Origin of the sequence: Amycolatopsis sp. NPDC052450, assembly GCF_044547565.1 — a bacterium.
Taxonomy (GTDB): domain Bacteria; phylum Actinomycetota; class Actinomycetes; order Mycobacteriales; family Pseudonocardiaceae; genus Amycolatopsis.
Map to the genome: position 1 here is coordinate 23,033 of NZ_JBIUAQ010000012.1, position 19,059 is coordinate 42,091.

The following is a 19,059-nucleotide window of genomic DNA, read 5'->3' on the forward strand; positions in this document are numbered from 1 at the left end:
ACACTCTCAGGCGCGGGCGACGAGCTCCCGGAGCAAGGTGCCCATACGAGTGGCTGACTGGCGTCCCGCTTCGAGGACCTCTTCGTGGTTCAGCGGCTCACCGGTCATCCCGGCCGCCAGGTTGGTCACCAGCGAAAGCCCGAACACCTCCACCCCGGCGGCGCGGGCGGCGATGGCCTCCAGCACCGTCGACATGCCGACGAGGTCGGCGCCGAGCGTCCGCAGCATGCGGATCTCCGCCGGCGTCTCGAAATGCGGTCCGGTCAGCCCCGCGTAGACGCCCTCTTCCAGCGAAGAGTCGATTTCGCGCGCGATGTCGCGCAGCCGCTTCGAGTAGAGATCCGTCAGGTCGACGAAGTTCGCGCCGACGATCGGCGAACGCGCGGTCAGGTTCAGGTGGTCGGAGATCAGCACCGGCTGCCCGACCCGGAAACCCTCGCGCAGGCCGCCGGCCGCGTTGGTCAGCAGCACCGTCCTGGCGCCGGCCGCCGCGGCGGTGCGCACGTTGTGCACGACCGGGTCGATGCCCTTGCCCTCGTAGAAATGCGTGCGGCCCAGCAGGATCAGCGCGCGCTTCTCGCCGACGTGGACCGACCGGACGGTTCCCCCGTGCCCGACCGCGCCCGGCGCGACGAATCCGGGCAGTTCGCCCAGCGGGATCTCCGCCTCGGGCTCCCCGATGACGTCCGCCGCCGGGCGCCAGCCCGAACCGAGCACGACGGCGATGTCGTGCTTCTCGACGCCGGTGCGCTCGGCGATGGCGGCGGCCGCCGCGACCTCGTTCTCACTCATGCGACGAGCGTATCCGGACGGTTCTCACGACCAGGAACGCCACCAGCCCGAACGGGGACAAGAAGATCGTGAGCGCCAGGATCGGGCCGGTCACCAGCGGATGGATCCGGAGCACGCGGGATTCGAGGTACATCCAGCGGGCGATGAACAGATCGAAGGCGATCAAATGGGCCCAGATCGTGGCCGCCCCGTACGGCGTGCCGGTGAACGCGCCGAGCACGTCGAGATCCGGCCTGCTGACCGCCGTCCAGAGTTCGCCGAGATGCGTGAGAGCGAGCACGAAGTACGGGATCAGCGGCAGCAGCGGTGTCCACGGCGAGGACATGATCCGGCGGGTCCACGACCAGCCCGGCAGGAAGATCATCAGCAGCCAGAACGGCGTCGCCAGCGGGAAGGTCCAGGTGAACAGCGTCTCGACGCTCATCGCAGCGAGTCCTCCAGCTCCCGGTCCTTCGACGGCCGCCCGATCGCGATCAGCCCGCTAAAGGCGACACCGGCCACGAGCAGGGCGAAGGCGGCCAGCGTCTGGGAATCGGGGGAGACGATCGACTGGCCGCGCAGAGCCTGCCAGGTCAGAAGCGCGAGAAAGCCCGCGTAGCCGACGCCGGAGATGACCACGAGCCGCAGCCGGAGGACGTCGTCGCGAAGCCGCGGGTAGCGCGCGGCCAGGACGGCGAGGGCGAGCGCGACCAGCGGAACCGCCTGGAGTCCGTGCAGGCCGAAGAAATGCGGGATCCGCAGATCGCCGCCGACCGTGCTCCAGCCGAGGATCGGCAGGCCGGGACCGCCGTCGGGGAGACCGACGGTATGCGCGCCGATCATCGCGGACTGGCCGGTCGCGTCGAGCAGCGCCTGCTGTTCCGGGGTGGGACTGCCCATCAGGGTCGCCAGCGAAATCCCGATCATGCCGAGGACCGCGCCGATCCTGGCCGCCCACGCCGTCGGGCGGTCGGGAAGCCGGGTGAACAGCACGGCGACCGTCAGTACGAGGTTGACCACCCACAGCGTGGCGATCATCCCGGCCATGACCTGGAAGACCGCGTTGTCCAGCGGGGTCGCGTTGTTGAAGTGGCTCGCCCGGACGCGGACGGCCTGGAAGATCACCAGCGCGTACTCGGCCGCGAAGATCACGACGAGCGCGTTCGCCAGCCAGTCCGCGGTGCGCCGGAACTTGGGCAGCAGCGAGATGAGCCAGCTCCAAGTGAAGAAGTAGAGGACGGCGGAGACGGCGAATTTGAACGGCTTCGCCCAGAGCGGCGCGCCGTTCAGCGTCCGCTGGTCGATCAGCATGGCGAGCACGCACAGCACGGTGATCACGGCGAAGGCCTGGGCCAGGCGATAGGAACCCCGATGCCAGGTGCGGGTTCTCTCGCGGAGATCGGTCAAGATGGTCACGGGTCCCTCCAGAAATGGATAGTCAAGCTCTCCGTTATGGAAAGCTAGACTATCCATCCTGAGGAACCTTCAGGGATGACCCTGGAACCGCCCCCGAGATCGGAGCTGGCACGCGTGCGGATGGCCGAACTGAGCGAAAAAGCCGGGATCCCGGTCGCCACGATCAAGTACTACCTGCGGGAAGGGCTGCTCCCGCCGGGCGAGCGGACCAGCCCCAACCAGGCGAAGTACGACGACGGGCACGTCCAGCGGATCAAGCTGATCAGGGCGCTGATGGACGTCGGCGGCCTTTCGCTCGCGACGGTCGGCGAGGTGCTCGCCGAGGTCGACGCCGGGGAAGCCAGCCCCCACCACATCCTCGGCATCGCCCAGCAGAGCATCACGCCCCCACGGCAGGTCGCCGACGACGAAGCCCGCGAATGGGCGCTCGCGACGGTCCGGGACCTCACCGACCGCCGCGACTGGCCCTGCAAAGACGACGACCTGGTCGTCCAGGCCCTGGTCGGGGTCCTGTGCACGATCCGCGAGGTCGGGCACGGCTGGTATCTCGACCACCTCGACGACTACGCCGAGATCGCCGACCGGACCGCCGAACTGGACTTCGAAGCGATCGCCGGGGTCGAGTCGCTGGAGCGGATCATCGAGATCGCCGTCGTGGAGACGCTTCTCGGGGACAGGCTGCTGTCGGTGTTGCGGAGGCTGGCGCAGCAACGTGCCTCGAAGGCGTACTTCGCCGGGCAGGTCGACGAAGGCGAGTTGGGTCGAACGAGTCCGTGACCCCCGCCCACCGGTCCGGGTCCGGACCGGTGGGCGGGCAGGCCGCGTGCCGATTCAGCCTTGGCCGGGCGTACGGCCGAGGACCAGGGACACGAAGCCCCAGGTGTCCCGGTAGACGCGCAACCACTCGGTCCGGCGAGCGCTCGCCGTCGAGAGCGCTTCCGTGCTGTCCGGGTCGGTGGGACCGTCGAGTGCCCACGCGGCCAGCGACCCCCAGCACGCCCATTCGTAGGCGTCCAGTTCGTGGCGGGTGCTGACATGGCCGTGGATCGGCGTCCACCCGTCGGCGACCACACGGTCCACCGTGGTGGCCAGGTCGGTGAACTCACCCAGCATTTCGACAGCCTCGGTGGTCGGGGCCCGATCCCAGAAGCCTTCCCCGATCAGGACACGGCCGCCCGGGGCGAGATGCTCCCTCGCCGCGGCCAGGGTGGGGATCAGGCCGCCGAAAGCGTGCGTGGCCCCGACGCTGATCACCAGGTCGAATCGCCGGGCCGAGACGAAGCCGGCGGCCTCCTGGTGGTGGAGGACGAGGCGATCCGCGACGCCGCGATCGTTCGCCGCGTGGCGCGCCTGTGCCAAGGCGTCCTCGGAGACGTCCACGCCTTCGGCGAGCAGGTGCGCCCGCGTGGCCAGGGCGCGCAAAAGCCACTCCGCGCTGCCGCAACCGAGGTCGAGGACGCGCTCGGCGCCCCGGGGAAGCCCTCGGTCGAGGAGTCGATCGACCGAGGCGTCGTCGAGCGGCGACTTGATCGGGTGATCGGTGTGGGCGATACGGGAGATCTGTTCACGGTTCAAGGGTGAAGCCTTTCGATGGCAAAGGCTCACGCGGTGGCCGTCGCTCCGGCTCGGCGATCCCGTGGTCAGTATCGATCGGCGAGCTGATGGCGAGGGGCGATACGGCTCCGTCGTGAGGGAGCGAACGTCGAAATCGGGTCCGACGGCTCAGCACTTGTGCGCATGTGCTGCACACCTCCTCGTCGACGATGGGCCTGCCCTGTCGCAGCCGGCCGAACCCTAGCCACCGGGGGAGCGCACCCGCAATCTCTTATCCACGGTTGTCCACAATGGACACTTTGTGGGGTTCAGCCGTCGACGATGAGGGACAGCGCCACGGGCTCGAAGATCCCGGTCTTCGCGGAGTTCTCCTGCTCGATCGTCGAGGTCACCGAGAGGATCCAGAGGTCCGTGCCGCCGCTGAACAGGTCCATGTACGTCGTGCGGGTCACGGAGTCCCTGTTGCCGGGGGCGCGCTCGGTCGTCCGGTAGGTGTACCGCTGGCTGCCGTCACCCCGGCCGGGGACGGTGGACGGCCCGCCGATGGGGGCGATCTCCGGGTGCTGGCTCTTCAGCCAGCTGAAGTAGGCGGGCGGCGGGCTGTCGGCCAGGAAACCGCTCAGCCGCTCGATCCGGATGACCTGGCGGCCGTCGGGCGAGACGTACTGCACCACGGTGCTCGGCACACCCTTGGTGACGTGCGGGGCGACGAACTTCTGCCACCCCTCGGGGACGCCGATGCTGAACCGGCCGCCCTTGAGGCCGTTCACCGTGCTGGCGTCACCCTGCTGCGTGATCAGTTTCGGCGGCGGCTGAGTGACGATGGTGTCGCCCTGCTGCACCTTCTCCGGCGGCCGCAGGTCCTGCCCGCCTGCGGTCCTGGCCAGTACGAACCCGCCGCCCGCGGCCAGCAGGAAGAGCACGATCGACGCGAGCGCAAGCACCACGGTGGCGGCCGGGGACCGGCCCGGCGTGCGAGGCGGCGGCGGGGTGACGGTCGGCATCGGCGGGAGTTCGGCCGGGGGCGCCGGTGCCGCGGCGGGCTGGTTCAGGAACGGCAGCGGACCAGGATCTGCGGCGAGTTCCGAACTCGTGCCTTCGCCCGGCTTCTCCGGCTTGACCGGCTTGATCACCTGGGTGTCGGTCGCGTCCAGATGCGCGGTGGTCTTCTTGCCGTCGGGCGTGTGGAACAGCTCCGCGGGGAAGAGGTCGATGAGTGTCTTGGCCTGCAACGGGTACAGGCGGCGCCGCACCTCGCGCAGCGTGATCCGCTTCGACGGCTCCTTCTTCATGAGCGCGCCGATCACGTCGGCCAGCGGACCGGGGCCGGGCTTCGGGACCTTCCCGTTGACGACCTTGCCGACCGTTTCGAGCGGGTCGCCGTCGGCGTCGTAGGGCGGCGAGCCCTCGATGGCGGCGAAGAGCGTCGCGCCGAGCCCCCACAGGTCGGCGGCGGGAACGACGGCGCCGCCGGAGGCGACCTCGGGCGCGATGTAGGCGGGGGAGCCCAGCATCATCCCCGTGCGGGTCATGGTGGCTTCGGAGACGTTGCGCGCGATGCCGAAGTCGGTGAGCTTGATGCGGCCGTCGCCCGCGACCAGGACGTTCCCCGGTTTGACGTCACGGTGGGTGATCCCGGCGGCGTGCGCGGCTTCGAGCGCCGACGCCACCGCGATACCGATCGCCGCCGCCTGCTCGACCGTCAGCGCCCCGTGGTCGCGCAGGATGTGCGCGAGGCTGCGCGAGGGCAGCAGCTCCATGACCACGAACGGTTCGTCGTTCTCGCGCGCGACGTCGTGCAGGATGATCACGTTCGGGTGACTCAGGACGGCGATCGCGCGGGCCTCGCGCAGGGTCCGTTCGCGCAGTTCGTCGGCCTGCGAGGCCGGGACGCCGGGCGGGAGGCGGACCTCCTTGACCGCGACCGGACGGTGCAGGAATTCGTCGTAGGCCGACCAGACCGTGCCCATCGACCCTGATCCGATGACCGAGCGCAACCGATATCGCCCGGCGACTACACGCTTCTCGTCGCCGGGACTCTCGCTGGGCTCGGTGGTGTCGGACGGCACGGCCCAATTGTGGCGTATGCCCGCGTGACGGACCTATGCGCCGTGCCCTGTCGGAGTGAACGGGCCGGCCCTCAGGCGCGACTAGCGTCACAGGTAGGTCCAGTTGAGGGCCGTTAGCATCGTTGGTTATGACGGATGTGGCCGAGACGGAGTCAGTGCCGACCCCTGACTCGCCCGAGGAGCTGAAGCTCGCTGCGGAGTTCCCGGAGGCGAGCCGGGACCAGTGGCGGGAACTCGTCGCCGGCGTGCTGCGCAAGAGCGGCGCCATCGACGAGTCCTTCGACGGCCTGCCCGAAAGCAAGCTCGTCACCCGGACGTATGACGGCCTCGAGATCCAGCCGCTCTACACCGCCGAGGACGCCGTCGACGGAACGGGTTTCCCCGGCCTTCCGCCGTTCGTGCGAAGTGCGCGGCCCGAGGGAACGGTGACGACCGGCTGGGACATCCGTGCCCGGTACGCGCGCCGTGACGCGAAGGCCACGAACGCCGCGATCCTCGCCGATCTCGAAGGCGGTGTCAGCTCGATCTGGCTGCGCGCCGGCGCGACCGGCGTCCCCGTCGCCGATCTGGGTGATGCGCTGAACGAGGTCTACGTCGACCTCGCGCCCGTCACCCTCGACGCGGGCGAAGAGTACGAAGCCGCCGCGAACGAGTTGTTCGCCCTCTTCGCCGAACGTGAGATCCCGGCGAGCGCGGTCACCGCGACCCTCGGCGCCGACCCGATCGGGTCGGCCGCGCGCACCGGTTCGCCGCGGCCGCTCGCTCCCGCCGCGGCTTTGGCGGCGCGGGTGGCCGTCAGTCACCCGAAGGTTCGGACGATCGTCGCCGACGGCCTGCCGTTCCACGAGGCGGGCGGCTCCGACGCGCAGGAGCTCGGCGCGACCATCGCCGCCGGCGTCGCGTACCTGCGGGCGCTGACCGAAGCGGGGCTGGACGTCGACACCGCGGCCGGGCAGCTCGAATTCCGGCTCGCCGCCACGGCCGACCAGTTCCTCACGATCGCCAAGTTCCGCGCCGCGCGGCGCCTGTGGGCCCGCGTCACGGAGGTCTCCGGAGGCGAGAGCGCGGGGATGCGGCAGCACGCGGTCACCTCGCCCGCGATGCTGACCCAGCGCGACCCGTGGGTGAACATGCTGCGCACCACGCTCGCCTGTTTCGGCGCCGGGGTCGGCGGTGCGGACGCGATCACCGTGCTCCCGTTCGACGCCGCGATCGGCCAGCCGGACGCGTTCTCCGCGCGGATCGCGCGCAACACGCACGCCGTGCTGCTGGAGGAGTCCAAACTGGCGGGCGTCATCGATCCGGCCGGCGGCTCCTGGTACGTCGAGAACCTCACCGAAGAGCTGGCCAAGGCCGCGTGGCGGGAGTTCACCGCCATCGAGGCGGCGGGCGGTATCGAGGCCGAACTGGCCTCCGGTGCGCTGGCCGCACGGCTCGCGGAAACCTGGGAGAAGCGGTCGAAGCGGCTCGCGACCCGTCGCGATCCGATCACCGGTGTCAGCGAATTCCCCAACCTGACGGAGAAAACCGTCGTCCGCGATGCCGTCGAAGACCTGCCGGACGGCGGTCTGCCCCGGCACCGGTACGCCGAGGCGTTCGAGGCCCTGCGGGACCGGGCGGACGCGCATCCGAGCCGTCCTCGCGTCTTCCTCGCCACGCTCGGCCCGGTGGCGGCGCACACCGCGCGGGCGAGTTTCGCGGCGAACCTGTTCCAAGCGGGCGGGATCGAGGCCGTGAACCCCGGCGCCCCCCAGGACATCATCGCGGAATTCCGGGCCAGCGGAACGAAGATCGCCTGTCTCTGCGGAAGCAACACTTCCTACGCGGAGGAAGCCGACAACGTCGCGAAGGCCCTGAAGGAAGCGGGCGCCACGTCGGTGCTTCTCGCCGGGAAACCCGGCGACCACCCGGACGTCTCGGGCTACCTCTTCACGGGCTGCGACGCCCTGGAAATCCTGACCGGCACGTTGAACGAGCTCGGAGTGCAGTGATGACCATCCCGAACTTCGCAGGCATCGACCTCGGCGCCCCCGAACCGGCCGACCGTCCTCAATGGACCGAAGCGTTGCACGCCGCCACCGGCAAGGGGCCCGACGCGCTCGCGTGGGAGACGCCGGAAGGCATCGGCGTCAAGCCGGTCTACACCGCCGACGATCTGTCCGGAGTGGACTTCCTCGGCACCTATCCCGGCATCGCGCCGTATCTGCGCGGCCCGTACCCGACGATGTACGTCAATCAGCCATGGACCATCCGCCAGTACGCGGGTTTCTCCACCGCCGAGGAGTCGAACGCCTTCTACCGCCGGAACCTCGCTGCCGGGCAGAAGGGTCTCTCGGTCGCCTTCGACCTCGCGACGCACCGCGGTTACGACTCCGATCACCCACGCGTCGCCGGTGACGTCGGCATGGCGGGCGTCGCGATCGACTCGATCTACGACATGCGCCAGCTCTTCGACGGCATCCCGCTCGACAAGATGAGCGTCTCGATGACCATGAACGGCGCCGTCCTGCCGGTGCTCGCGCTGTACGTGGTCGCGGCCGAGGAACAGGGTGTCACGCCGGACAAACTGGCCGGGACCATCCAGAACGACATCCTCAAGGAGTTCATGGTCCGCAACACCTACATCTACCCGCCGCAGCCGTCGATGCGGATCATTTCGGACATCTTCTCGTTCACCTCGCGGAACATGCCGAAGTACAACTCGATCTCCATCTCCGGCTACCACATGCAGGAGGCCGGGGCGACCGCCGACCTGGAGCTGGCGTACACGCTCGCGGACGGCGTCGAGTACCTGCGCTCCGGCGTCGAGGCCGGGCTGGACGTCGACAAGTTCGCCCCGCGCCTGTCCTTCTTCTGGGCGATCGGGATGAACTTCTTCATGGAGGTCGCGAAGCTCCGCGCGGCGCGCCTCCTGTGGGCGAAACTCGTGAAGGGCTTCGAACCCAAGAGCGCGAAGTCGCTTTCGCTGCGGACCCACTCGCAGACCTCCGGCTGGTCCTTGACCGCCCAGGACGTCTACAACAACGTCGTCCGCACCTGTGTCGAGGCGATGGCCGCGACCCAGGGGCACACGCAGTCGTTGCACACCAACGCCCTCGACGAGGCGCTCGCGCTGCCGACCGACTTCTCCGCCCGCATCGCGCGGAACACGCAGCTGCTGCTGCAACAGGAATCCGGCACCACGCGCGTCATCGACCCGTGGGGCGGCAGCGCGTTCGTCGAGAAGCTGACCTACGACCTCGCGCGCAAGGCATGGGCCCACATCGCCGAGGTCGAGCAGGCGGGCGGGATGGCGAAGGCGATCGACGCCGGTATCCCCAAGCTGCGCATCGAGGAGGCCGCCGCGCGGACCCAGGCGCGCATCGACTCCGGCCGTCAGCCGGTGATCGGCGTCAACAAGTACCAGGTCACCGACGACGAACAGATCGACGTGCTCAAGGTCGACAACGCCGGTGTGCGCGCGCAGCAGCTGGAGAAACTGCGGCGGCTGCGCGAAGAGCGGGACGAGGACGCCACGCAGGATGCGCTTCGGCGCCTCACCGCCGGCGCCCAGGCCGACGGCAACCTGCTCGCGCTCGCCATCGACGCCGCCAGGGCGAAGGCCACGGTCGGCGAGATCTCCGACTCGCTGGAGCGGATCTGGGGGCGTCACTCCGGTCAGATTCGTACCATCTCCGGTGTGTACCGCGAGGAGGTCGGCAAGGCCGAGAACGTCGAGCAAGCGCGCGAGCTGGTCGAGAAGTTCGCCGAGGAAGAAGGCCGCCGTCCCCGGATCCTGGTCGCGAAGATGGGCCAGGACGGCCACGACCGCGGCCAGAAGGTGATCGCGACCGGCTTCGCCGACATCGGTTTCGACGTCGACGTCGGCCCGCTGTTCTCCACCCCCGGCGAGGTCGCGCGGCAGGCGATCGAGGCGGACGTGCACGTCATCGGCGTTTCGTCGCTGGCGGCCGGGCACCTTTCGCTGGTGCCCGCGCTGCGCGCCGAACTCGCCGAACAGGGCCGCGAGGACATCATCGTCGTGGTCGGCGGCGTCATCCCGCCGCAGGACTACGAGGAGCTGCGCGCGGCTGGTGCGGCGGCGATCTTCGGGCCCGGCACGGTCATCGCCGAAGCGGCGATCGACCTCATCGGACAGCTGACCGCCCAGGAGTCGTGAAACTTGCCGCGCAAGATCGACGTCGGGGCGCTGGCCAAGGGTGTCCTCGCGGGTGACCGCGGCCTGCTGTCGCGGGCGATCACGCTCGTCGAGTCGAACCGCGAGGATCACCGTGCGCAGGCGCAGGAACTGCTGGTCGAGCTGCTCCCGCACGCGGGCGGCGCTCGGCGCGTCGGCATCACCGGCGTCCCCGGTGTCGGCAAATCGACCTTCATCGACCAGCTCGGCACGGATCTGACGGAGGCCGGGCACCAGGTCGCCGTGCTGGCCGTCGACCCGTCGTCGACGCGGACCGGCGGCTCGATCCTGGGCGACAAGACCCGGATGGCGCGGCTCGCGGTGGACCCGAATGCGTTCATTCGCCCTTCGCCGACTTCGGGCACGCTAGGCGGTGTCGCGCGGGCGACCCGCGAAACGATCGTGCTGATGGAAGCGGCCGGATACGACATCGTGCTGGTCGAGACCGTCGGCGTCGGGCAGTCCGAGGTGACCGTGGCGAACATGGTCGACCACTTCCTGTTCCTGACCCTCGCCCGCACCGGCGACCAGCTGCAGGGCATCAAGAAGGGCGTCCTCGAACTGGCCGACGTCATCGCGGTCAACAAGGCCGACGGCGACCACGAACGCGACGCGAAACGCGCGGCCCGCGAACTCGCCGGCGCGTTGCGGATGATCTACGGGCGGGACGCCGAGTGGACCCCGCCGGTGCTGACCTGCAGCGCGCTCACCGACGTCGGACTGGACGAGGTGTGGGCCGAAATCGGCCGTCACCGTGACGTTTTGACCGCGTCGGGGGAACTCGACGCCCGGCGACGGCGGCAGCAGGTGGAGTGGACCTGGTCGATGGTCCGCGAACAGCTGCTCGGCAGGCTCGCCGCGCATCCGGACGTGCGAGCGGTCGTCCCGGACGTCGAACGGGCGGTCCGGGACGGTGAACTGACCCCGACGCTGGCCGCGCAACGGATTCTGGAGGCGTTCTCCGGTCCTCCGCGTGGCGGCTGACGCGGGAACCCGGCAGAGTGCAGAATCGGATTCGCGCCACGCCGTCGAAAGGGAGTCATGCCGAAAAGGTCTCGTCTCGGGCAGCTTGCCGGACTCGTCGCCGCCGGGCTGGTCGTCTGCGCGCCTGCCGCGCAGGCCGTGGAGATCCAGGCGCCCGCGCCGGTGATCGCGCAGGCGGCGGCGGTGCACGAGCTGCCGCGGCAGGCGCCCCCCGGGCCGGTGCTCGACCCCGCCGAGACCGACAAGGCCAACAGCCAGGAGACCAAGAACAAGATCATCGCGGGCGTCGCCGCGGCCGTCTTGCTCGGCCTGGTGATCCTCGGCCGCCGCGCCCGTTCCAAGAAGAAGAAGTCCTGAACCGCGACCGGTAAGTAGAAGGACTCTCCGCTTAGCCCGGGCCGAATTCCCGTAGCCGTTCAACGCAGATCCACTACCGGCCATCTCCGGCTCGATCACTCGACGAGCGGCTTGTCATCTGCATGGTGCACGATCTATCGCAAATGCGTATCACAGATCGAACGGCACCCAGCGTGCCTTCAGCGACCACTCGTACGGTGGTAGACGAAGGTTCCTGTGTTGCGGGAGGAGGTGCGGCGTGACGGTGCTCGATTCACGTCCGGACATTCCAGGCGACCCCGAGGGTCGCGTCGTTGCCCCTATAGAGGCGCCCACCGCGCTGATCTCCGAGGCCGGCGTCAGCATGGCACCTGTGCATGATCTGGGTGCCGGACGCGGCCCTTTCTGGCTTGACGACTGGCTTCGCGCGAACGCCACCGACGTCCTCGCGTGGCGTCGGCACATCCACGCGCACCCGGAACTCTCCCGCCACGAGTTCGCCACGACCGAAATGGTCATGTCCCTGCTCCGCGCGGTCGGGCTCAAGCCATGGGTGCTCCCCACGGGCACCGGCGTGGTCTGCGACATCGGCAGCGGAGACCGCTGCGTCGCACTGCGCGCCGACATGGACGCCTTGCCGCTGACCGAGGCCACCGGCCTCCCGTACGCCTCCAACACCGAAGGCGCCGCGCATATGTGCGGGCACGACGCGCACACCGCGATCCTGCTGGGCGCGGCGCGGGCGCTGGCGGGCGCGCCGGAGCTGCCGGGGCGCGTGCGGCTGATCTTCCAGCCCGCCGAGGAGGTCATGCCCGGCGGCGCGCTGGACATGATCGCCGCCGGCGCGATGGAAGGCGTCGAGCGGATCTACGGGCTGCACTGCGACCCACGGCTCGAGGTCGGCAAGGTCGGTCTGCGCGAAGGCGCGCTGACCTCCGCCGCCGACCTCATCGAGCTGCGGCTCACGTCGCCGGGCGGGCACACCTCGCGGCCGCATCTGACCGCGGACCTGGTGCACGCGCTGGGCACGGTGATCACGTCGCTGCCCGCGGTGCTCTCGCGGCGCGTCGACCCGCGATCCGGGACCGTGCTGGTCTGGGGCGCGGTGCACGCCGGGCAGGCCGCCAACGCGGTCCCGCAGGACGGGGTGCTGCGCGGCACGCTCCGGACGGCGGACCACGAGGTCTGGACGATGCTGGAGCCGCTCGTCGCGTCTTCGGTGGAGTCGCTGCTCGCGCCGACCGGCGTCGGGTTCTCCCTCGACTACCGCCGCGGCGTCCCGCCGGTCGTCTCCGACCCGGAGTCGCACCTGCTGATGCGTGCCGGTGTCGAGGCCGCGCTGGGCGAGGCCGCCGTGGCCGGAACCGAGCAGTCGTCCGGTGGCGAGGACTTCGGGTGGTACCTGGAGCACGTCCAGGGCGCCTTCGCGCGCCTCGGCGTGTGGTCCGGTGAAGGCCCGATGGCCGACATCCACCGCCCGACCTTCGTCCTCGACGAGCGTTCACTCCTGTGCGGTGTCCGCACCCTCGTCCACACCGCCCTGGCCACCCTGGCCTGACGTCCACTGAATCACGCGTGTCGTCCGTCTGATCACGCGTGTCGTCCACCTGGTCACAGGTGTTCGCCACATCCGGTGTCGAACACCTGTCCACAGGGTTATCCACAGGCCTGAAGTTATCCACAGGTGTGGATGATCGGCCTTTTCGGACGCTGGAAAACCAGCGATCCTCGAAGGCATGATCGATTGGGGAGGACGGCATGGGGCGGTCTCGCGTAGTGAGGCCGACAAGGTTCTAGGGCGTCGGCTGGTCCTTGAAGGATTGGCCACCGGTGTCCTCGCTCAGCCGTGGCGGGGAGTGGTCGTTCATGCCGCGGATTCGCTCAAACTGACGACTCGGGCCCAGGCCGCGCTGCTCGTGGTGGAGCAGCCTGCGGCGCTGTCCGGAGCTACAGCCCTTGCGCTGCATGGGATTTCGGCCGTGGACGACCCGAGGATCCACGTGACGGTGCCTCACTCGCGGCGGATCAAGTCGAAGCCGGGGTTGACCGTCCACCAGGCCGATTTCCAGCCGTCGGATGTCGTCGAGCTCGACGGGCTCGCCACGTTTTCCTTGGATTTGGCGCTGGCTGATTTCCTCTGCACGGGGAACAAGCGAACCGCGTTCGCCGCACTGGACGAGGCGATGCACGGCCTTGTGCCAGACCATGTACGCACCCTGCGTGCGAACGTTCGGGACAGGGTCGTGGATCGCCGCGACCGGCGAGGTATCCACAGGGCGATCATGCTGCTCGACCTGGCGACCGGCAAGGCGGAATCCCCACCGGAAAGCATCGTCCGATTGATCGTCGTCGATGCAGGGTTTCCGATACCGGAGGCGCAGTACGAGATCACCACGATCGAGGGGCGGACGCTTTACATACTCGATATGGCGTGGCCATCGCGGCGGATCGCCCTGGAGTACGACGGCTTCGTTTCTCACGAGGAGCGCCGCGATTACGACTCCGAGCGAGACGCACGGATGGCCGGACGGGGGTGGATCACGATCCGGGTGTCGGCGGCGGACCTGCGTGATCCTCAACGGTTCTTGGCCGAGCTGTCCAGGGCGTTCGAAAGGCGCGCCGTCGCGTGATCAAGGGGACGACACGTGTGATCAGACGGACGACACTCGTGATCAGAGGGACGACTCGCGTGGTCAGCCGCTGATGCCCTGGCAGGGGCGGGTGCGGAGCGCGTCGACGTAGTCGGCGGGGGCGCCCGCGGCTTCGGCGGCGTCGGCCAGCACGCCGAGGTAGCGCGCCGAAGGGAGGCCGCCCTCGTAGCCGTCCAAGACGTACAACCAGGCCAGGACGGACCCTTCCATGGTCTGCACGCGCAGCCGGATCTTGTTGTGGATGCCCAGCTCGCCGCCTTCCCAGCGGTCGAGGCCGTCCTCGTCCAGCGGCGTGACGTCGTAGAGCACCACGAAGACCCGGGAGCCCGGGTCTTCGACGATGGTCGCCAGCGCGCCTTCCCAGCCGATGTCCTCGCCGCCGAAGGTCAGTCTCCAGCCCTCCAGCCAGCCAGTGCCGGCCATGGGCGAGTGGGGAGCGCGCTCCAGCATCTGGGCGGGCTCCATATTGGATCCATACGCGGCATACAACGGCACGGCCACAGCCTAGCGACCCGGCGGTCACCCGGCTGGACGCACATGCCGTGTCCGGCCACTCAATCCGCCCAGCGGTCGCCCGCGTACGGTAAACGCAGTCACAGACACCGCAGCGAGGAGGAGACCAGTGACCAAGATCGTGATCATGGGCGGAGGCCCCGCCGGTTACGAAGCGGCACTGGTCGCGGCCCAGCACGGAGCCGACGTCACCATCGTCGAACGTGACGGTCTCGGCGGCGCGTGCGTGCTCTACGACTGCGTCCCGTCGAAGACCTTCATCGCCTCCTCCGGCGCCCTCGCGAACATGCACGACCTCCGTGAGCTGGGCATCAACACCGACATGGCCGACACCAGCGTCGACCTGCCGACCGTCCACGGCCGGGTGAAGGGCCTCGCGCTCGCGCAGTCCGCCGACATCCGCGCCCGCGTCCAGCGCGAGGGCGTCCGCGTCGTCATCGGCCAGGCGCGCTTCGACGACGACGAGGCCGGGCTCGCCACGCACAAGGTCGCCGTCACCGCCCTCGACGGCTCGACGCAGGTGCTCGACGCCGACGTCGTCCTCATCTCGACCGGCGCCACCCCGCGGGTGCTGCCCGGCGCGGTGCCGGACGGTGAGCGCATCCTCGACTGGCGTCAGCTCTACGACCTGCGCGAGCTGCCCGAGCACCTGGCCGTCATCGGTTCGGGTGTCACCGGCGCCGAATTCGCCTCGGCCTACACCGAGATGGGTGTCAAGGTCACCGTCGTGTCCAGCCGCGACCGCGTGCTCCCGCACGAGGACGCCGACGCCGCCGCCGTGCTCGAAGAGGTCTTCTCGCAGCGCGGCACCACGGTCGTCAAGCAGGCCCGCGCCGACAAGGTCGAGCGCACCGAAAAGGGCGTCGAGATCCACCTCTCCGACGGCCGCGTGATCGAAGCCAGCCACGCGCTGATGACCGTCGGTTCGGTGCCCAACACCACCGACATCGGCCTGGAGAAGGTCGGCATCGAGCCCGGCCCCGGCGGCTTCATCGGCGTCGACCGCGTTTCCCGCACCAGCGCGCCCGGGATCTACGCCGCCGGCGACTGCACCGGGGTGCTCATGCTCGCTTCCGTGGCCAGCATGCAGGGCCGCATCGCGATGTGGCACGCGCTCGGCGAGGGTGTCGCGCCGATCAAGCTCAAGACCGTCGCCGCGAACGTGTTCACCCACCCCGAGATCGCGACCGTCGGCATCAGCCAGCAGGCGATCGACTCGGGTGAGGTGCCCGCCCGCACCATCATGCTCCCGCTCGCGACGAACGCCCGCGCGAAGATGGAAGGCCTGCGACGCGGTTTCGTGAAGCTGTTCTGCCGCCCCGCCACCGGCGTGGTCGTCGGTGGGGTGGTCGTGGCGCCGAACGCGAGCGAGCTCATCCTTCCCATCGCGCTCGCCGTCCAGAACCAGCTCACAGTGGAACATCTGGCACTGACATTTTCGGTGTACCCGTCGCTGTCGGGGTCGATCACCGAGGCGGGCCGCCAGCTCATGCGCCACGACGACTTGGACTGATCTCCGCCGCCGAAGCAACCCTCGCGGGGATGTCCGCGTCTAGCGCGTGTCGGTGTTTCGTTGACAGCTAGGGGTTTTTCGTGGTTCGCAGGGTTCTCGCCGGGATGGTGGCGATCGGCGCGGCGGTGCTGGCGGGTTCGTCGGCCGGTTTCGCTCAGCAACCCGAGGCGGATCCCGGTGTCAAGGTGCAGCTCAACGACGACACGGCCTACGAGCTAGGGCTCGTCAACAAGTACGTGCACGGCGACTCCAACGTGGCGCTGGCCCAATGCCCCGGCGACGGCCTGAAGGCGCCGAAGTCGACGACGTTCGCTTCGCCGGTGCTGAGCATCGGAAAGTACGACTACGGCCCGCTCATCGGGGTCCCGGCGAACATCAGTGCCGAGGTCACCCTCAAGGAGGGCACCGCCCCCGGCAGCTACCCGCTGACTGTCAACTGCAACGGAAAGTCTTATACGGCAACGTTTTCCGTTCCTGCCCGGCAGGTGGGCGCGGTGCCCGCCGGTGCCGCCCACGCGGGCGACGGCAGCATGGCGTCCTGACTCTGTCCTTCGAGACTGAAACCCTGCCAGGTCGAACGCCGCGAGAACTTCGACCTGCTCCGCAACCCCATCCTGCCCTTTGCAGCCAGGCGGACAGAGGATGGTGGACCACAAGTCCAGTGCACCTCAGAATCAGAGTCATGAATCCGACCCTCCTGGCAGCGTTGATCGCTGCGACGGCCACCGCTGCCGGATGGATCGTCAACAGCGCGCTGGCAAACCGGACGGAGCTAAGGCGGAGACGGGCCGAGGCGCGGCTCACACACGTAGAACGGCAACTGGAACAGCTCTATGGACCGCTTCTGTTCTTGGTGAAAGAGGGGCGATCAGCGTGGCAGGACTTCTGTGACACGCTCGGGCGCGACGGCGTGTTCTTGGATGGCAAGCCGCTCAGCGGCGAGGAGAAGGCAAGCTGGCTGTTCTGGGTGGACCATGAGTTTATGCCGCGTAACGAGGCGATCCAGAGTCTCTTGTCATCTAATGCACACCTCATTGCGGGCGACCAGATGCCGGACTCCTTCATGGCATTCATCGAGCACCACAACGCCTGGCGCGTGACGCATCTGCGGTGGAAGAAGGACGAAGTGCCATATTCATGGCACTCCAAGGTGAACTGGCCGGTGGAGTTCGAGGCGGACGTGATCGAATCCTACGAACGGCTCAAGAACTTGCAGATCGAGATGGCAGGCTTGGTGAGAGGCGTGGAGACCTGACTGTCCCCGGCGCCGTCCCAGTCGCGAATTCGACCAGCCGGTCGAAGACCTGCGCTCAGCGGCGCGATGCCGCAGCATCGCGCTGGGGCCCGACTGGCCTTTCCGACTTTCATCCACTTTTCAGAGGTAAGCCCAAGAAACGCATGCATGTTCGCTGACGGCTTCCTGCTTCTCAAGCTGGGTGCCGCCTCGTCGTGCCCGTTGTCGGGGTGGCGGCATCCTGTCGGGCACCGGCCATCGCGATGATTTCGTGACCTTGGCGGGCAACCGTCCGGCCGCGCCCGGCGTCTGGCAGTCGTGGGGGTTAACGACGAGCCGGTCCTGGTCTGGGGGCCGGGACCGGTTCCGTCGCTCCCGCGCCGGTTCCGTGAGGGGTGAACATGAAGTCGACGTGGTGGCGAGGACGACGGGCGCCGTTGGTGCTCGCTGCCGTCTTGCTGGCCGTCCTGGCGACGCTGACGATCGTTCTGTCCGGGCCGGGGGAGACCGGACAGGCCGCTCCGCCGCAGGTCACAGCGCAGGGCGGGACCTCGACGCCGCCGAGTGCAGCGCCGGAGACCGGGCCGGAGCCTGCGGGCGAGGCCGCCGCCGAGGGGCTGCCCAAGGTCGATCCGCTCTCGATCGACGTGCCGAAGATCGAGGCGAAGTCCAGCCTGGTCCCGCTGGGACTCAACGCGGACAACACCATCGAGGTCCCGCCGATCACCCAGCCGATGCAGGCGGGCTGGTACGTGCACGGGCCGACCCCGGGGGAGGTCGGACCTTCGGTGATCCTCGGGCACGTGGACGGGAACAAGCAGAAGGGCATCTTCTTCCGGCTGAAGGAGCTGGCGCCCGGCGACAAGGTCTCGATCGCCCGGAAGGACGGCAAGACGGCCGAGTTCGCGGTCACGAAGGTCGAGCGGGTGGCGAAGGACAAGTTCCCCACCGACGCGGTCTACGGCGACACCACCGAGCCGGAGCTGCGGCTCATCACCTGCGGCGGGGTCTTCGACAAGGCGTCGCACAACTATCTCGACAACATCATCGTTTTCGCCCGGTTGATCGCGAGGTGAGTTCCATGATCAGGTCCGCCTTGGTGGTGGTGGTGGTGGTGGCGTGCGGCGTGGCCTTGGCCGCACCTGCCGTCGCGTACGCGCAGGACGACGTCCCGCCGACCACGACCTTCACCCCGCCGCCCATGCAGTACCCGTTCGTCGCCATCTCCCCGTCGAAGTCGACGGCGGGAGAGGACGTCCTGGTCTCGGTCGGCTGCGCGAAGGACGACTTCGGCGAGGTGAAGTCGATGGTGCTGGACCGGATCGGGACCTTCGAGGTGACCTCGGAGGATCCGGTGATCCTCGGCACCGTCGCGCATATCAGCGACAAGGCGAAGCCGGGCTTCTACGCGGTCAAGGCGACCTGCAAGACGACGACGGTGACGATCAACCTCGAAGTCGCTCCGGTCAAGACCCCGACCCCGACGCTGCCCCCGTCTCCGTCGGCCGAACCGACGAAGTCGACGCCGCCGAAAGCGGTGCCCGCGGCCGGACGGCGGCAGGTTTCGAAGATTCCGGTGGGGGCGCCGCAGACCGGTGGCGGTTTCGCGTGATTGAACGGACGACACCCGTGTTGGGAGGGACGACACGCGTGATTCAACGGACGACACGCGTGATTGGGCGGACGCCTCGTGGCGGGACTTCGTCCGCCGGATCACGTGACATCGGCGGTCAAGTGTCGTGGGGGGGGGGGGGGGGGGGGGGGGGGGGGGCCGCCACCACCCCCCCCGCCCCGGGCCCCGCCGGGGGCCCCGCGGCGGGGGGGGGGTGGGGGGGGGTGGG

Annotated in this window: 18 protein-coding genes; 12 read left to right on the forward strand and 6 right to left on the reverse strand. The window is 69.1% G+C overall.

Translation table 11 applies throughout. The features are described from left to right. Nucleotides 1-6 precede the first annotated feature (6 nt). From ACIHAO_RS21005 to ACIHAO_RS21015, 3 genes are read right to left on the reverse strand one after another with little or no spacing between them, the layout of a single operon-like run. On the reverse strand, nt 7-792 hold the full coding sequence (locus ACIHAO_RS21005; RefSeq protein WP_396560199.1) for a purine-nucleoside phosphorylase: 786 nt from the start codon (nt 790-792) through the stop codon (nt 7-9). Then, nucleotides 785-1,216, reverse strand: a complete 432-nt coding sequence (locus tag ACIHAO_RS21010; RefSeq protein WP_396560201.1) for an ABA4-like family protein — start codon at nt 1,214-1,216, stop codon at nt 785-787. Before ACIHAO_RS21010 ends, ACIHAO_RS21005 begins: the two co-directional genes overlap by 8 nt. Then, nucleotides 1,213-2,187: a hypothetical protein gene (locus ACIHAO_RS21015; RefSeq protein WP_396560203.1), complete on the reverse strand. Its 975-nt coding sequence runs from the start codon at nt 2,185-2,187 to the stop codon at nt 1,213-1,215. Before ACIHAO_RS21015 ends, ACIHAO_RS21010 begins: the two co-directional genes overlap by 4 nt. 75 nt (nt 2,188-2,262) lie before the next feature. Between ACIHAO_RS21015 and ACIHAO_RS21020 the strand changes: the two genes are divergently transcribed. Next, nucleotides 2,263-2,964, forward strand: coding sequence for a MerR family transcriptional regulator (locus ACIHAO_RS21020; RefSeq protein ID WP_396560205.1), 702 nt, complete (start codon nt 2,263-2,265; stop codon nt 2,962-2,964). Between the two features lie 54 nt (nt 2,965-3,018). Here the strand turns inward: ACIHAO_RS21020 and ACIHAO_RS21025 are convergent, their stop codons facing one another. Together ACIHAO_RS21025 and ACIHAO_RS21030 are read right to left on the reverse strand one after the other, a co-directional pair. Then, entirely contained in the window at nt 3,019-3,762 is a 744-nt protein-coding gene (locus ACIHAO_RS21025; protein WP_396560207.1) for an SAM-dependent methyltransferase, read from the reverse strand. A gap of 287 nt (nt 3,763-4,049) precedes the next feature. After that, nucleotides 4,050-5,810, reverse strand: coding sequence for a serine/threonine-protein kinase (locus ACIHAO_RS21030; protein ID WP_396560209.1), 1,761 nt, complete (start codon nt 5,808-5,810; stop codon nt 4,050-4,052). 128 nt (nt 5,811-5,938) lie between these two features. Here ACIHAO_RS21030 and ACIHAO_RS21035 point away from each other — a divergent pair, with 128 nt between their 5' ends. The 6 genes from ACIHAO_RS21035 (at nt 5,939) to ACIHAO_RS21060 (ending at nt 13,937) form a co-directional block, all read left to right on the forward strand. Next, a complete protein-coding gene (locus ACIHAO_RS21035; RefSeq protein WP_396560211.1) occupies nt 5,939-7,801 on the forward strand; it encodes a methylmalonyl-CoA mutase family protein in 1,863 nt (620 codons plus the stop codon). Then, nucleotides 7,801-9,969 (forward strand): methylmalonyl-CoA mutase, encoded by a 2,169-nt coding sequence (gene scpA, locus ACIHAO_RS21040; RefSeq protein WP_396560213.1) that lies wholly within the window; start codon nt 7,801-7,803, stop codon nt 9,967-9,969. Before ACIHAO_RS21035 ends, scpA begins: the two co-directional genes overlap by 1 nt. 3 nt (nt 9,970-9,972) lie before the next feature. Next, complete coding sequence (gene meaB / locus ACIHAO_RS21045; RefSeq protein WP_396560215.1) at nt 9,973-10,971, forward strand: methylmalonyl Co-A mutase-associated GTPase MeaB; 999 nt, start codon at nt 9,973-9,975, stop codon at nt 10,969-10,971. 57 nt (nt 10,972-11,028) lie between these two features. Further along, on the forward strand, nt 11,029-11,328 hold the full coding sequence (locus tag ACIHAO_RS21050; protein WP_396560217.1) for a hypothetical protein: 300 nt from the start codon (nt 11,029-11,031) through the stop codon (nt 11,326-11,328). A 238-nt stretch (nt 11,329-11,566) separates the two neighbouring features. Further along, complete coding sequence (locus ACIHAO_RS21055; RefSeq protein ID WP_396560219.1) at nt 11,567-12,865, forward strand: amidohydrolase; 1,299 nt, start codon at nt 11,567-11,569, stop codon at nt 12,863-12,865. A gap of 178 nt (nt 12,866-13,043) precedes the next feature. Beyond that, nucleotides 13,044-13,937 carry a DUF559 domain-containing protein gene (locus ACIHAO_RS21060; RefSeq protein WP_396560221.1) on the forward strand — a complete coding sequence of 298 codons (894 nt, stop codon included), beginning with the start codon at nt 13,044-13,046 and terminating at the stop codon, nt 13,935-13,937. Nucleotides 13,938-14,000: 63 nt separating this feature from the next. Here the strand turns inward: ACIHAO_RS21060 and ACIHAO_RS21065 are convergent, their stop codons facing one another. After that, nucleotides 14,001-14,453, reverse strand: a complete 453-nt coding sequence (locus ACIHAO_RS21065; protein WP_396560223.1) for a gamma-glutamylcyclotransferase — start codon at nt 14,451-14,453, stop codon at nt 14,001-14,003. Nucleotides 14,454-14,580: 127 nt separating this feature from the next. On the opposite strand from ACIHAO_RS21065, the gene ACIHAO_RS21070 reads away from it, so the two are divergent. From ACIHAO_RS21070 to ACIHAO_RS21090, 5 genes are all read left to right on the forward strand, one after another. Beyond that, entirely contained in the window at nt 14,581-15,984 is a 1,404-nt protein-coding gene (locus tag ACIHAO_RS21070) for an NAD(P)H-quinone dehydrogenase (RefSeq protein ID WP_396560225.1), read from the forward strand. Between the two features lie 80 nt (nt 15,985-16,064). Continuing rightward, on the forward strand, nt 16,065-16,526 hold the full coding sequence (locus tag ACIHAO_RS21075; RefSeq protein WP_396560227.1) for a hypothetical protein: 462 nt from the start codon (nt 16,065-16,067) through the stop codon (nt 16,524-16,526). Between the two features lie 140 nt (nt 16,527-16,666). Continuing rightward, the gene (locus ACIHAO_RS21080; RefSeq protein ID WP_396560229.1) at nt 16,667-17,239 is read left to right on the forward strand and encodes a hypothetical protein; all 573 of its coding nucleotides are present in this window, start codon (nt 16,667-16,669) and stop codon (nt 17,237-17,239) included. Between the two features lie 380 nt (nt 17,240-17,619). After that, a complete protein-coding gene (locus ACIHAO_RS21085; RefSeq protein WP_396560231.1) occupies nt 17,620-18,294 on the forward strand; it encodes a class F sortase in 675 nt (224 codons plus the stop codon). A gap of 5 nt (nt 18,295-18,299) precedes the next feature. Further along, the gene (locus ACIHAO_RS21090; RefSeq protein WP_396560233.1) at nt 18,300-18,830 is read left to right on the forward strand and encodes a hypothetical protein; all 531 of its coding nucleotides are present in this window, start codon (nt 18,300-18,302) and stop codon (nt 18,828-18,830) included. Nucleotides 18,831-19,059 lie beyond the last annotated feature (229 nt).

Bases quoted from the DNA above. Each gene is read 5' to 3' on its own strand.
- ACIHAO_RS21050 (WP_396560217.1), top strand. From the start codon at position 11,029: ATGCCGAAAAGGTCTCGTCTCGGGCAGCTTGCCGGACTCGTCGCCGCC.
- ACIHAO_RS21060 (WP_396560221.1), top strand. From the start codon at position 13,044: ATGATCGATTGGGGAGGACGGCATGGGGCGGTCTCGCGTAGTGAGGCC.
- ACIHAO_RS21020 (WP_396560205.1), top strand. From the start codon at position 2,263: ATGACCCTGGAACCGCCCCCGAGATCGGAGCTGGCACGCGTGCGGATG.
- ACIHAO_RS21010 (WP_396560201.1), bottom strand. From the start codon at position 1,216: ATGAGCGTCGAGACGCTGTTCACCTGGACCTTCCCGCTGGCGACGCCG.
- ACIHAO_RS21090 (WP_396560233.1), top strand. From the start codon at position 18,300: ATGATCAGGTCCGCCTTGGTGGTGGTGGTGGTGGTGGCGTGCGGCGTG.
- scpA (WP_396560213.1), top strand. From the start codon at position 7,801: ATGACCATCCCGAACTTCGCAGGCATCGACCTCGGCGCCCCCGAACCG.
- ACIHAO_RS21080 (WP_396560229.1), top strand. From the start codon at position 16,667: ATGAATCCGACCCTCCTGGCAGCGTTGATCGCTGCGACGGCCACCGCT.
- ACIHAO_RS21085 (WP_396560231.1), top strand. From the start codon at position 17,620: ATGAAGTCGACGTGGTGGCGAGGACGACGGGCGCCGTTGGTGCTCGCT.
- ACIHAO_RS21035 (WP_396560211.1), top strand. From the start codon at position 5,939: ATGACGGATGTGGCCGAGACGGAGTCAGTGCCGACCCCTGACTCGCCC.
- ACIHAO_RS21005 (WP_396560199.1), bottom strand. From the start codon at position 792: ATGAGTGAGAACGAGGTCGCGGCGGCCGCCGCCATCGCCGAGCGCACC.